This window comes from Mycobacterium appelbergii, assembly GCF_032883035.1.
Taxonomy (GTDB): Bacteria; Actinomycetota; Actinomycetes; order Mycobacteriales; family Mycobacteriaceae; genus Mycobacterium; species Mycobacterium appelbergii.
This window is the reverse complement of sequence record NZ_JAMQTH010000024.1, coordinates 1-13,519: the sequence shown is the minus strand read 5'-3', so window position 1 is coordinate 13,519 and position 13,519 is coordinate 1. Positions and strand designations below refer to the sequence as shown.

Below are 13,519 nucleotides of genomic sequence, written 5' to 3'. Positions count from 1 at the left end.
CTTACAGCGATTCAGCCGCGGCCGAGCAACGGCATGCGGGTGGCCATGATGGTGAGGAACGGGACACTGACCTCGGGTGGCAGTCCGGCGATGTGCGCGATGGTCGAACCGACATGGGCGACATCGATCTTGGCTTCCGGACGGACGCTGCCGTCGGGTTGCAGCGAGCCGGTCTCGAAACCCGACGTCATCGCCGTGGCAGCGTTGCCCACATCGATCTGGCCGACCGCGATGTCGAGTTCACGGCCCTCCAGTGCGAGTGAGCGGGTGAGCCCGGTGACGGCGAATTTGCTTGCCGTATAAGGCGTCGCCTCCGGCCGGGGTACCTGAGCGGAGACCGAGCCGATGTTGATGATCCGCCCGCCGCGCGGCTGTGCAGCGGCCATCAGTCGCATGGCCGCCCGTGCGCACAGGAAGGTTCCGGTGACGTTGACGGTCATCGTCGCCGACCACTCGGCCAGCGAGGTCTCGGTGACCCGTTGTCGGGTGCCGAACACACCGGCCGAGTTCACCAGCACGTCCAGGCGAGCCAGGCCGGCGAAGAACGCGTCGACGGCCGACTCGTCGGTGACATCGAGCACGGCGATGTCACCGGACCCGGCAAGTTCGGCACTCTCGGTCAGGCTTGTCGCGGTGCGCCCGCAGAACACCACCCGGTGGCCCGTGTGGGCCAGCGCCAGCCCGGCGGCGCGCCCGATCCCGCTTCCGCCGCCGGTGACGACCGCAACCCGTTGTTCAGTGACCGGCACGGGGCACCGCCGATCCTCTTTTACCGCACAGGAAGTCGAAATCGGCACCCGTGTCGGCCTGCGTGACGTGCTCCAGATACAGCTGCAGATAGCCGCCCTCGACCCGCTTGGGCTGCCCTGACAGCTGGGCATTCTCGCGACGCCGATCCAACTCCTCGTCGGAGACGCCGAGATTCAACCGGCGGTTCGGCACATCGAGGTCGATGATGTCGCCATCCCGGACGAAGGCCAGCGGGCCGCCGGCCGCGGACTCCGGGGCGACGTGCAGCACCACGGCGCCGAAGGCCGTTCCGCTCATCCGGGCGTCGGAGATGCGCACCATGTCGGTGACACCCTCTCTCAGCAGCTTCGCCGGGATGGGCAGGTTGCCCATTTCCGGCATGCCGGGATAACCGCGCGGCCCAGCTCCTTTGAGCACCAGCACCGAGTCCGCATCCACCACGAGTTCCGGGTCGTCGATGCGCGCCCGCAGGTCGTCGATGTCCTCGAAGACCACCGCGGGGCCGCGGTGCACGAGGAGTTCGGGTGCGGCGGCGGATGGTTTGATGATCGCCCCGCTGGGCGCGAGATTGCCGCGCAGCACAGCGATCCCGGCATCGCGCTGCAGCGGGTTGTCGCGGGTCCTGATGGCGGGGGAACCCCATGAGGTGGCGCCTTCGACGGCGTCGCCAAGGGTTTTTCCGGTGACTGTCAGCGCGTCACGGTGCAGCAGGTCGCCGAGCTCGTTGATCACCACAGGCAGCCCGCCGGCGTCGAAGAACTCGTCCATCAGGTACTTGCCGGACGGCACCAGGTCGACGATCAGCGGCACGCCGGCGGCGACGCTGTCGAAGTCGTCCAGGTTCAGCGGAACCTCGATGCGACCGGCCAGTGCCAGCAGGTGCACCACCGCGTTGGTGGATCCGCCGATCGCAGCGTTGACCCGGATGGCGTTCTCGAACGCCTCGCGTGTCAGAACACCCGACATCAGCAGGTTTTCGCGCACCAATTCCACCGCACGCACACCGGTGTCCTGGGCCAGCACCTTGCGTCGGGCATCGACGGCGGGGATCGCAGCATTGCCGGTCAGGCTCAGGCCCATCGCCTCCACCAGCGAGGCCATCGTCGACGCGGTGCCCATGGTGTTGCAGTGGCCGTTGGAGCGCCACATGCAGGCCTCGGCGTCGACGAATTCGTCGGCGCTCATGGTGCCCGCCCGCACCTCGTCGTACATGGCGTAGGTGCCGGTGCCCGACGGCAGCGGCACCCCGCGGCGGCGGCCCGGCAGGGTCGGTCCGCCGGACAGCACGATCGTCGGCAGGTCGACGCTGGCGGCGCCCATCAGCAGTGCGGGCGTCGTCTTGTCGCAGCCGCAGAGCAACACCACGCCGTCAAGAGGGTTGGCGCGCAAGGTTTCCTCGACGTCCATGCTGACGAGGTTGCGGTACATCATCGTCGACGGACGCATCAGCGTCTCACCCATCGAGGTCACGGGGAATTCCAGCGGGAAGCCGCCCGCCTCGTACACCCCGCGCGCGACGTGCTCGGCCAGTTCGCGGAAGTGGGCGTTGCACGGGGTGAGCTGCGACCAGGTGTTGCAGATGCCGATCACGGGCCTGCCGTCGAACATCCGGTTGGGCACGCCCATCGCCTTGATGCCCGACCGGTGGAAGAACCCCGTCTTGTCGGCGCCGCCGAACCACTGCTGTGAGCGGCTCATCGGGACTCCGCCAATGCGAGCGTCTCACTGACCTGGCGCGCGGCCTCGACGACGGCCTTGGCCATCTGATCGCCGGATCGGGAGAACGTGCTGCGGATGGTGGTGATCGAAATAGCGGCTACCGCAGACCCTGTGGTGTCGAGCACCGGCGCCGCGACACAGCAGACCTCTTCGACCAGTTCGCCGTCATCGACGGCATAGCCGTCCCTGCGGGCCTTTTCGATCCGGTCGCGCAGTTCGCCTGCGGTGGTGGCGGTGAACCTGGTGTAGGGCACGGCACGGAACTCGCGCAGATACTGCTCAAGCTGATCGGCAGGGGAGTACGCCAGCACCACCTTGCCCATGGCTGTGCAGTACGCGGGATGTTCCGAGCCGGGCATCGGCTCGATGCGGAACATCTGGCGTGAGGCGATGCTGTCCGCATAGACGATCGCGCCCCGGTGGAGGGTGCCGAGGTTGACCGTCTCGTGGAACTGCTCGGCGAGCTCGAGCAGTTTCGGTCGGGCCAGGTCGATGAGCCCGGTGCGGTCCTTGATCGAGTTCGCCACCGCCACAAGCTTCATGGTCAGCCGGTATTTGCGGCCCTCGGCAACGTGCTCGACGTAGCCGGCGCTCATCAACGTGCTCAGCAGCCGGTCCACCGCGGGCTTGGACAGGTCGAGTTCGCGGGCGAGTTCGGTGATGCCGGACGACTCGACGCGGCCGAGGGATTCGATGAGCCGCATCGCGTTGGACACCGACGCGACTTCACGATCGCGTCGTGCCGGGTGGGCGGCCATTGCCTCGGCGCCGGATTCGGTCACTGAGTCACACTCCTTATCGGTTTGCGAATCATTGATTCGCTAGCCAAAGCTAAATCGCTGTCGGTCTCGTGTCAATGCCAGGCATTTTTGAGGAAGGACTCGGGTTTTACGTCTTGACGCTGAGATGCGGATCACTTTATCGTGTTGCGCATCGAACTAGAAGTTCGATATACGACTCATCGTGTTGGTATGCGAAACAACACACGTTCAGAATGGGAATCATCGGTGACCTACGACATTGCAATCCTGCGGGGCGACGGCATCGGGCCCGAAATCGTGGATCAAGCGACCAAGGTGCTGGCGGCGACGGCGGAGTCCGTCCGGGGAGTCGACCTGAAACTGGATTACCTCGACGGCGGCGCTGATTACTACGTGCGTACGGGCCAGGTCGCGCCCGAGGAGACGTGGGCCGCCATGCGGCGCGCCGACGCGATCCTGATGGGCTCGATGGGGCACCCCGACATCCGGATGCCCGACGGCACCGAGGTGCAGGGCCACTTCATCGTCAACGCCCGTAAGTCCCTCGACCTCTACGCCGGCGTGCGGCCGATCAAGGCCTATCCCGGCTCGCGGGGTCTCGACCCCGAAGCCGAGGTCGACCTGGTGATCGTGCGGGAAAGTACCGAAGGGCTGTTCGCCTCGTTCGGTGGTGGGGCACAGGTCAGCGACGACGTCTTCGCCGACACGATGATCGTGACCCGCAAAGGCACCGAACGGATCAGCCGGTACGCGCTCAACCTCGCCGCAGAGCGGAACGGCCGCCCGAGCGACGGTCAGAAGCTGGTGACCTGTGTCGACAAGGCCAACATCTTCCGCTCGCTGGCATTCTTCCGGCGGGTGTTCGACGAGGTCGCCGCCGAACATCCCGGTGTGCAGACCGACCACGCGCTCGTCGACTCGTTCTCCATGAACATGATGCTGCAGCCCGAGCAGTACGACGTCCTGGTCACCGAGAACATGTTCGGCGACATCCTGTCCGACCTGGCCGCGGCTCTCGTCGGCGGACTCGGGTTGGCGCCGTCCGGCGACATCGGCGACGACCATGCGATGTTCCAGCCGGCGCACGGCTCCGCACCCGACATCGCAGGCCAGGACCGGGCCAACCCGGTGGCCACCATCGTCTCGGCCAGGATGATGCTCGACTGGCTGGCGCAGCGGCACGACGACGACAATCTGCGCGCCGGGGCCAAGATCATCGAGCAGTCCGTCGTCGAGACGATGGCGTCCGGTCAGCTGACGGCGGATCTCGGGGGCAGCCTCAGCTGTTCGGAGTTCGGCGACGCGGTCGCCGAAGCCGTCGCGCGCGTCGCCCAAGAGCACGCGGCATGAACACCCTGGCCACCGCCGCGCTGCTGGCTGCCGGCGAGGAACCGACCGCCACCGTCGGTGACGATCTGCTGCTCGGCTTGACCATCGGCAGCGTCGTCCTGATCATCGTTCTCATCGCGTGGGCCAAGCTGCATCCGCTGATCGCGCTCATCGCCGGGTCGGCCGTGCTGGGTATCTCCTCGGGGCTCGGCGCCGGGGCGACCATCGAGAACTTCACCGACGGCCTGGGTGGAACCATCGGCGACACCGGACTGTTGATCGCGCTCGGTGCGATGCTGGGACAACTGCTCAATGTCTCCGGCGCGGCCACCAGCCTGGTCGACCGGTTCGTGCATGCCGTACCACCGCGGGCCATTCCGTGGGCCATGGCCGGGATCGCGTTCCTGATCGGGCTGCCGCTGTTTTTCGAAGTCGCGCTCGTGCTGATCTTCCCGATCATCGTGCTCGTGGTGCGTCGCACCGGCATGTCGCTGTTGAAAGTGGCGATGCCCGCGCTGGCCTCGCTGTCGCTGCTCAACGGATTCCTGCCACCGCATCCCGGTCCGCTGCTTGCGGTTTCGGCGTTCAACGCTGATCTGGGCCGCACCCTGCTGTTCGGCATCATCGTCGCCGTCCCCACCGTGATCATCGGCGGGCCGCTGCTGGGCAATGTGCTCAACCGATGGGTGCCGTCCCCGGATGTCAAGAGCCTGCTGTTCGGCAACACAAGCGGAAACACCCCCGATAAGGAGGAGCCGTCCGGTTCCGGCGGTACGACGACCATGGCGCCGCCGAAGCCTGCGCTGAAGATTCCGGGTACCACCGCGACCCTGGTCACGATGCTGCTGCCGGTGGCGCTGATGCTCATCCGGGCCGTCGCGGAACTGGTTCTGGCCGAGGGGAATACCGTTCGGGCTGCGGCCGAGTTGATCGGTGAGCCGACCGTGGCGTTGTTCGCCGGTTGTGTGGCTGCCATGTTCACCTTCGGGCTGGCCACCGGCATGGGCAAAGAACGGGTCGGGAGTGTGATGGGATCCGGCCTGCCGCTGGTGGCCGGCATCATCATGATCGTCGGTGCCGGTGGGGGATTCAAGTCCACACTGGTCGCGACCGGAGTCGGTGATGTGATCGCCGATCACGCGCACAGCCTCGGACTGCCGACGCTCATGTTGGGCTGGCTGCTGGCCGCGCTCATTCGCATCGCGGTCGGCTCGGGCACTGTCGCCATCGTGACCACCGCGGGCCTGCTGGCGCCGGTGGCAATGGGGATGAGTCCGAACCACGCTGCGTTGATGGCGCTGGCCATCGGCGCCGGGTCGCGGTTCATGTCGCACGTCAACGATGCCGGTTTCTGGATGGTCAAGGAATTCCTGAATCTCAGTGTCAAGGACACGTTCCGAACCTGGACGGTCATGGATTGCACGGTGTCGGTGGTGGCCGGGATCGGCGTGATGATTCTCGGCGCCTTCGTCTGAGGCGACGCCAACAACTCTGCGGAGGCGGAATGCACACAGTACGAAAGTCTTGTCTGGCCATCGCCGCGCTGGCGACGGTGGTGATGGTCATCGGCCTGCTCGTCTCGGTGCCGGGCGTCTGGCAACCTGCCGTTCTGGTGGCGGTGTTCGGCGCCGCGATCGGCATCGGGGCGATCGAATCGGTGAAGAGTTACCAGTACACCGCCTGGATCCTGGCCTGCGTCATCGCTGCACTGATGTTCCCGCAGGCGTTCCACAGCTGGGGCGGCGTGGAACTGACCGGCAAGTTCCTGATGACCACGATCATCCAGCTGGTCATGTTCGGGATGGCCACCCAGATGCGGCTCGCCGACTTCAGGGGAGTGGCCCGCCACCCGCGTGGTGTCCTCGTCGGCCTGATCGGCCACTACACGGTGATGCCCGTCGCGGCGTTCATTCTGGTGCAATTCGCCGGCCTGCCCAAGGAAGTGGGCCTCGGCGTCATCCTCTACGGCTGTGTGTCCAGCGGCCTGGCCTCCAATGTGATGAGCCTGTTGGCCCGGGCCAATCTGGCTCTTGCGGTGACGATCACCGCGATGTCCACGATCGCCTCACCGCTGATGACCCCGCTGCTGATGAAGGTGTTCGCCGGGCGCATCGTCGACGTCAGCTTCATCAGCATGATGTTCGACGTCATCCGGATCACCCTGGTGCCGGTGGCCGCCGCGCTGCTGGTGGACTACCTGCGGACCGCGGCTCCCAAGGCGATTCGTCGGGTCGATATCGCGGTCGTGCTCTCGGGAGCCTGGCTCGTCGCACTGGTCGCCGGCGGCTGGAACTTCGCCACCGCACACCTGACGGACACCGAACTCGGTGTGTTCCAGTCGATGTCGTACGTGGCCGCCGCGATCGTGGTGGCCAGGGTGTATCACCTGCTGGTGACGGGCCCGCTGCCGTTGATCGAGACCGCGATGCCCTACGCGTCGATGTTCGGGATCATGTACTACAACACCATCACCACGGCCGCCGGACGCGATGCGCTGCTCGACGTCGGCCTGACGCTGCTGGCGGTCGGCATCGTGCACAACCTGACCGGTTATGTGTTCGGCTACTGGGGCAGTCGGCTCAGCGGGCTGGACCAATCCTCGGCGCGTTCGGTGTCGTTCGAGGTCGGCATGCAGAACGGCGGTATGGCAACAGGTCTGGCATCGTCGATGGGCATGATCGGCACGGCAGGCCTGGCCGCGGCGGTATTCAGCCCGTTGGGCAACATCACCGGATCGCTGCTGGCCAACTACTGGTCGCGTCGTCCACCGACCCAGTCCGGAGTCCCCGAACCCGACGCTGCGACGACGGCCGTACAGACAGGATCGAAGGCATGAGCACACCAGCGCCGGAACCCTACGAGGTACTCGCCGTCCGATACGGCGTGTGGCACACCACGATGCGCCAGATCTACCACTCGTTCGATGTGTACCACGAGCCGGATGCGCCGGTGCAGATCGACTACTTCTTCTGGGTGGTGCGCAATGCGCAACGAACCGTGGTGGTGGATACGGGTTTCCGCCCGGAGGTTGCCCGACGCCGGGGTCGCGAGCTGGTCACACCGGTGCCCGACGCGCTCGCTCTGGCGGGGGTGGATCCCTCCGCGGTATCCCACGTGGTGCTGACCCACTTCCATTACGACCATATCGGCAACCTCGATCTGTTCGACCGGGCACACGTGGTCGCCGGTGCCACCGAGTACGAATTCTGGACCGGCGAGATCGCTGAACAACCGATCTTCGCCACCGCGGTCGAGGCGCAGGAGGTGGACATGGTGCGCAAGGCGATGGTCGACGAACGCCTCACGTTGGTGCCGCGGGAAGACCCCGCCATCCCGGGCCTGTCGTTCCGTGAGGTCACCGGCCATACTCCCGGCCAGATCGTCGTCGAGGTCGAAACTGCCGGGCGCCCGGTCATTCTCGCGTCCGACGCGTCCCACATGTACGAGGAATTCGAGAAGGAGCGACCGTTCCACATCGCATCCAGCCTGCCGGACATGTATGCGGGTCTGAAGTGGCTGCGCACCCGGGCGCAGGATGCGGAAGTGGTGCCCGGGCACGATCCCGAGGTGATGCGGAGATTCCCCGTCGATGCGAACGGCGTGGTGGCCCGCATCGCGTGAACTACTGCGAAGGAATGTATTCCAGCGCCACCTCGCCGCGGTAGCCGAGGTCCCGGAGCAGCCCCAGGTATCGATCGATCTCCAGTTGTCCCGTGCCCGGCTCGTGCCGGCCCGGGAAATCCGCGACCTGGACGTGCACGATGCGTTCCCAATGATCGTGCAGCACCGCATCGATGTCTTCGCCGTTGGCGGCGAAGTGGTACAGATCCGCGAGCAGCCCTACCGTGCCACGCCGGCCCACCGCATCGTCGACCTTCGCGATGATGCGCACGGCCTGTGCGGCGGTCACCACCGGATAGTTGTCGACGCCGCTGAGCGGCTCCAGCATCGGCACCGCACCCAACGAATGCAGCCGGTCGGTTGCCTTGCTGAGATTGGCGACCGCAGTGTCCAATTGCTGCTCGGCGGTGTACTGCGGCAGGTGTATGCCGAACGGCACGTTGCACCGCTGAATGCCCAGCCGCGTGACGATGTCGGCCACCACGCCGAGATGCTCACCGAACTCGGCGGCCCGGTCCGGATGCGAGACAATGCCGCGCCCACCGGATTCGGTGTCGCCGAGAGTGAAATTCATTGCCACCACCCGCGCCCGGCTCTCGGCGACCGCATCGACGAACTCGTCGACGGCCGCGGCGTCGGGAACGGAAACTTCGAAAGGCCACCAGAATTCCAGCTTTCGATAACCATCTGCCGTCGCCGCGGCCGGACGTCGCAGTGTCGGCGTATCGGCATAGAGCATCGAACAGTTCGCGACGAAGTCGCTGGGCGTCGGCATGCCCCTATTCTGCTACAGGACCGTGCTGAGGGCGAGAATGATCGGCAGTGAAATCAGGGAAGCGAGAGTCATTGCGCCACTGTGCGTTTTGAAGGTACCCCGAGTCGAGAATCCCAAGAGCGACTGGAACATCCAGAAGAAGTTGCTACTCACGTGCGGTAGGAACAGCGCCCCGGAGCCTGCGGCGAGCGCGACCAGGACGACGGGAACTCCCAACGTGCCTGCGATGGGCGCCAGGATTCCTGCGGCCGTGATTCCGGCGACGGTGATCGACCCGAGAGCGATGTGGAGGATGGCGGCGACTATCCACACGAGCAGCAGCGGCGGCAGGAAATCGGAGCGGAATGCGCTGCCGAGCATGTCGGCCATTCCCGACCCTTCGATGACGAATCCGAGTGATCCGCTGATGCCACTCAACACCAGGATGGGGCCGCAGGAGGTCAGGGCGGTGCCGATGGCGCTGGATATCTCGGCGCGCTGACGTACCCGGCTGGCGAGGATGAAAGCCAGTCCGGCTCCGGCGAAGATCGCCACCACGGGATCGGTGACGAACGTGATGACATCGGCCTCCCAGCCGGCGGCCTGGGCCAGGGCGCCTCCGGCGATGAGTACCAAGGTGAGCAGGACGGGGGTGATGGAGACGAAAAGGTTGAGTTCGCGGACCTTCGGCTCGGTAGTGGTTGCGGTGGCGATGCCACCGGCCTGCGAGGCAGTGTCACCGGTCTGCGCGGCAGTGTCACCGGCCTGGCCGTCGGCTGCGGACGGTGTGCCCTCGTCAACTGCCCGGTCAGAGATGCCGTTTGCGTCGAACCCGTCGCCCACGTCGATTTCATCGAGTTTGGCGTTCCAGCCCATCACCGGAAGCAGCAGTTGAAAGGCGAACATCGTCAGCAGCGCGGTCGGCAGTCCCACGGCAAGTCCGAGCAGGAACATCTGACCGAGCGGCACGTCGAGGATGCCGGCAATGGCCACCGCGGCGACTCCCGGTGCCACGAACACCAGACCGACCTCGATCCCAGCGGTGAGTGCGCCGCCCATCATGGCCAGTCCGCGGTCTCCCAATTTGGGCCCGAGACGACGGGCGAGCGGGGCGGAGAGGACGAGCAGCACATCCGAATAGATCGAGGAGAACAGCGAACTGAGCGCCGCAGCGAACACGTAGGGCACACTGCGTTCACCGAACAGCCGCAGCATCGCTTCGACAAGACGTTGCATCGTGTTGGTGACGGTCAGCAGCGCGCCGAGGATGACGCCGAAGGTGACCAGGACACCGATGTCGCCCATGACGTCGGCGAATCCGTCCGAGATCGCCTTGGGGGTGCCCGCGAAGCCCAACTTCGTGGTCACCCCGAGATAGAGCGTGCCCAGCAGGAGGGCGAACACGGGCGGGAACTTCAGCCACGTGATGCTGGCAACGATGCCGATGATGGCGGCCGCGGCGTTGACGAGCAACAGAACTTGATCCGACATGTCAAAAGGTGACCGCAGTCACTGCCACCTTGTCCAAGACGAGTTCTGAGTGCATTAGATAGTCTGCGTCTATCAATCGGTTTTCTCCTGGTCCGGAGGGTCTGCGTGGACATCCGACAGCTGCGGTACTTCCTGGCAGTGGTGGACCAGGGCACCGTCCATCGCGCCGCTGACCATCTCTACGTCGCACAGCCGTCGGTGTCGCACTCGTTGCGCCGTCTCGAGGAGGAACTCGGGACAGAACTGTTCATGCGCCGTGGCCGGGGATTGGTGCTGAGCTCGGCGGGCCAGGCTCTGGTGGATCCGGCCCGCGAGCTGGTGCGACTCCTGGAGGTGGCCCGGGCCACGGTGGAATCGGTCGAGGGGCTGCGCGGTGGTCGACTCACGATCGCGTCGATGCCGTCGCAGGCGGTGAGTCCGTTGACGCGGATGGTGGCGGATTTCGCCAACCACTATCCCGATGTCGAAGTGGCTGTCGTGGCCAGTGACCGGCCCGAAGACGTCCGGGAGGCGCTGCGCACGGGCACCGCCGAGCTGGGTCTGCTGGCCACTCCGCGCGGGCTCGACGAATTCGATGATCTGGAGACATTGCCTGTCGAAACCCAACATTTCGTGCTCGTTGCGCGGCCTGACGTCGACCTGCCCGACGGCGACCCGGTCGACATCGCGCGCCTGAGTGGCCTGCGCCTGATCGTCGGCCAGCCCGGCACCGGCATGCGCCGTGTTGCCGACGCGATCCTCGCTGCCACCGACTGCCGCCTGGCCGTTGAGATCGAGCACCGCGAAGCGCTGCTTCCGCTGGTCCTCAGCGGCCTCGGCGTCGCCGTCGTCGCGGAGTCCTGGCGTGAACTGGCCGACTCAGTCGGGCTGTCCGTTCGAGCCCTGGCGACCACGGAGGTTTTGCACGTGGGTCTGGTCTGGCAGCAGCGTCGCCTCAGCCCGGCCGCGGCGGCGTTCATCCAGGCTTCGCGCCGTGACCGATAGTTGTTCTCTATCGAACTGGTCGAATCTGCGTCTTGGACATGGCCCTTCCCGCCCCGTTAGATCGACCACGACGCTGTGAGACGACAACGCTGTGAGAGGAACACTTCAATGACCCTGACCCATCGCATAGCCGTCATCCCCGGCGATGGCATCGGCACCGAGGTCGTCCCGGAAGGGCTGCGCGTGCTCGATGCGGTGACATCGGAGTTCGGCGTGAAGTTCGACTTCGAGCATTTCGACCACTCCAGTGCCGACTACTACTCCAAGCACGGAAAAATGCTGCCCGACAACTGGTTCGACGAACTCCGCGGGTTCGACGCGATCTTCTTCGGCGCGGTCGGCTGGCCGGAGGTGGTGCCCGACCACGTGTCGCTGTGGGGCAGCCTGCTCCAGTTCCGTCGCGCTTTCGACCAGTACGTGAACCTGCGGCCGGTCCGCCTGATGCCCGGGGTGCCCAGCCCGCTGGCCGGACGCAGCCCCGGCGACGTCGACTTTTACGTCGTGCGGGAGAACACCGAAGGTGAGTACTCCAGCGTCGGCGGCAAGATATTCGAGGGCACCGACCGCGAGGTCGTGATGCAGGAGACTGTCATGACCCGCGTCGGAGTCGACCGGATCTTGAAGTTCGCCTTCGATCTGGCCCAGAGCCGCCCGAAGCAACATCTGACCTCCGCCACCAAGAGCAACGGCATCTCGATCTCGATGCCGTACTGGGACGAGCGGGTACAGGCGATGGCCGCGAACTATCCCGATCTGGCGGTGGACAAGTACCACATCGACATCCTGACGGCGAATTTCGTCATGCACCCGGACTGGTTCGACGTCGTGGTGGCCTCAAATCTGTTCGGCGACATCCTGTCTGACCTCGGCCCCGCCTGCACGGGAACCATCGGTATCGCGCCGAGCGCGAACATAAACCCGGAACGCATCTTCCCGAGCCTGTTCGAACCGGTGCACGGTTCGGCCCCGGACATCGCCGGCCGCGGGATCGCCAACCCCATCGGCCAGATCTGGTGTGCGTCGATGATGCTCGAACATCTCGGTGAACCCGATGCCGCCGCAGCGGTACTCGCGGCGGTGGAGACCGTGCTGGCGCGCGGCGGCGACACGCTCACCCCCGACATGGGCGGTACCGCGACGACGGAGGCGCTGGGCAAGGCCGTCGCCGACGCCGTGGCCGCGCCACGACGCTGACCTCCGCCCGTGGGCTCACGCGGCAGGCGGAGCAGCTTCCTCGATTCGTCGCTTTGCCTCACCGAGTGAGATCCGCAATCTCCTGGCCAGCACCCCGGCGGGATTGAACTGGGGCGGTGCGGCGGTGCCGGTGGCGACCATCCGTCCCAGCAGCCGTTGTTGAACGGCCGCCAACCGTTTCTCGCCGGCATAGAGCCGACTCAGCACCTCCTGAAGCTCGGAGCGAGTCAACCCGTGCACGGACAACGCGTCGATCTCTCTGCAGGCGGAGGCCAGGTGATCGAGAGCATCGCTCAGGATGTCCTTTTCTGATACCAATATCGAACTCATGTTCGAGACGCTATGCCGACCCACCGACATGCGTTGTTATGTCTCAGGACATCGGTGACAGTTCTGGTGGTCTTGGTGGTGACACTTCAGGCCCCAGGCTCTGGCGGTGGCCGTTAATGAACCCATCGATCCTCGTGTTCGCCTCGCCATCTCGCGGTGGCCCGGTGAAGCGCCTCGTGGGAGGTCTCGCCGTTCTGTGTCGAGTACGGCGTGGACTCCAATCCCGGGTCGGCGCATTCGACCACCTCGAGAACAGCCAGCGTCTTCACCGTCACCGATGTCCTGATACAGAACTGTCACCGATGTCCTGATACATCACATCTATGCGCGGCGCGGACTTGTCGGTGGTCGAATGTATGTTCGATGAATGGAGGGTGGTGTGGTCGCGGCGATTGCCGGGTTGCGGGCGGCGTTTGACGCGTTCGCGGCCTGCGAGGTCGGCTCGCTGACCCGTACTGAGCTGCTCGCCGTGCTCGACGAATACGAGACGCTGCGCTCTCAGCTACCCGCCCCGTCGCATCGACTGCTGGCCCAACTGCAAACCGATTGTTCACCGCGGGAATTGGGGGCCAAATCCTGGAACGAG

Annotated in this window: 12 protein-coding genes and 1 pseudogene; 7 read left to right on the top strand and 6 right to left on the bottom strand. The window is 65.6% G+C overall.

What is annotated here, in order from left to right:
* Positions 1-11 precede the first annotated feature (11 nt).
* From M1247_RS35275 to M1247_RS35265, 3 genes are read right to left on the bottom strand one after another with little or no spacing between them, the layout of a single operon-like run.
* On the bottom strand, positions 12-749 hold the full coding sequence (locus M1247_RS35275) for an SDR family oxidoreductase (RefSeq protein ID WP_317161107.1): 738 nt from the start codon (positions 747-749) through the stop codon (positions 12-14).
* On the bottom strand, positions 736-2,448 hold the full coding sequence (locus M1247_RS35270; RefSeq protein ID WP_317161106.1) for an IlvD/Edd family dehydratase: 1,713 nt from the start codon (positions 2,446-2,448) through the stop codon (positions 736-738). The genes M1247_RS35275 and M1247_RS35270 overlap by 14 nt, the downstream gene beginning before the upstream one ends.
* Positions 2,445-3,251, bottom strand: a complete 807-nt coding sequence (locus M1247_RS35265) for an IclR family transcriptional regulator (RefSeq protein WP_317161105.1) — start codon at positions 3,249-3,251, stop codon at positions 2,445-2,447. The genes M1247_RS35270 and M1247_RS35265 overlap by 4 nt, the downstream gene beginning before the upstream one ends.
* 225 nt (positions 3,252-3,476) lie before the next feature.
* On the opposite strand from M1247_RS35265, the gene M1247_RS35260 reads away from it, so the two are divergent.
* Genes M1247_RS35260 through M1247_RS35245 form a run of 4 tightly spaced genes read left to right on the top strand, consistent with a single transcriptional unit; the run spans position 3,477 to position 8,180 of the window.
* On the top strand, positions 3,477-4,580 hold the full coding sequence (locus M1247_RS35260; RefSeq protein ID WP_317161104.1) for an isocitrate/isopropylmalate dehydrogenase family protein: 1,104 nt from the start codon (positions 3,477-3,479) through the stop codon (positions 4,578-4,580).
* Positions 4,577-6,034, top strand: coding sequence for a GntT/GntP/DsdX family permease (locus M1247_RS35255; protein ID WP_317161103.1), 1,458 nt, complete (start codon positions 4,577-4,579; stop codon positions 6,032-6,034). Before M1247_RS35260 ends, M1247_RS35255 begins: the two co-directional genes overlap by 4 nt.
* 29 nt (positions 6,035-6,063) lie before the next feature.
* A complete protein-coding gene (locus M1247_RS35250) occupies positions 6,064-7,395 on the top strand; it encodes a bile acid:sodium symporter family protein (protein ID WP_317161102.1) in 1,332 nt (443 codons plus the stop codon).
* The gene (locus tag M1247_RS35245) at positions 7,392-8,180 is read left to right on the top strand and encodes an N-acyl homoserine lactonase family protein (RefSeq protein WP_317161101.1); all 789 of its coding nucleotides are present in this window, start codon (positions 7,392-7,394) and stop codon (positions 8,178-8,180) included. Before M1247_RS35250 ends, M1247_RS35245 begins: the two co-directional genes overlap by 4 nt.
* A 1-nt stretch (position 8,181) precedes the next feature.
* Here the strand turns inward: M1247_RS35245 and M1247_RS35240 are convergent, their stop codons facing one another.
* Positions 8,182-8,955, bottom strand: a complete 774-nt coding sequence (locus M1247_RS35240) for a TIM barrel protein (RefSeq protein ID WP_317161100.1) — start codon at positions 8,953-8,955, stop codon at positions 8,182-8,184.
* 12 nt (positions 8,956-8,967) lie between these two features.
* Positions 8,968-10,425, bottom strand: coding sequence for a GntP family permease (locus M1247_RS35235; protein WP_317161099.1), 1,458 nt, complete (start codon positions 10,423-10,425; stop codon positions 8,968-8,970).
* A gap of 105 nt (positions 10,426-10,530) precedes the next feature.
* Between M1247_RS35235 and M1247_RS35230 the strand changes: the two genes are divergently transcribed.
* Positions 10,531-11,409, top strand: coding sequence for a LysR family transcriptional regulator (locus tag M1247_RS35230; RefSeq protein ID WP_317161098.1), 879 nt, complete (start codon positions 10,531-10,533; stop codon positions 11,407-11,409).
* 108 nt (positions 11,410-11,517) lie between these two features.
* On the top strand, positions 11,518-12,603 hold the full coding sequence (locus M1247_RS35225; protein WP_317161097.1) for a tartrate dehydrogenase: 1,086 nt from the start codon (positions 11,518-11,520) through the stop codon (positions 12,601-12,603).
* A 15-nt stretch (positions 12,604-12,618) separates the two neighbouring features.
* Here the strand turns inward: M1247_RS35225 and M1247_RS35220 are convergent, their stop codons facing one another.
* Positions 12,619-12,933, bottom strand: coding sequence for a DUF222 domain-containing protein (locus M1247_RS35220; protein ID WP_317161096.1), 315 nt, complete (start codon positions 12,931-12,933; stop codon positions 12,619-12,621).
* A 367-nt stretch (positions 12,934-13,300) separates the two neighbouring features.
* Here M1247_RS35220 and M1247_RS35215 point away from each other — a divergent pair.
* Positions 13,301-13,519, top strand: a pseudogene (locus M1247_RS35215) (HNH endonuclease signature motif containing protein); the annotation flags it as partial.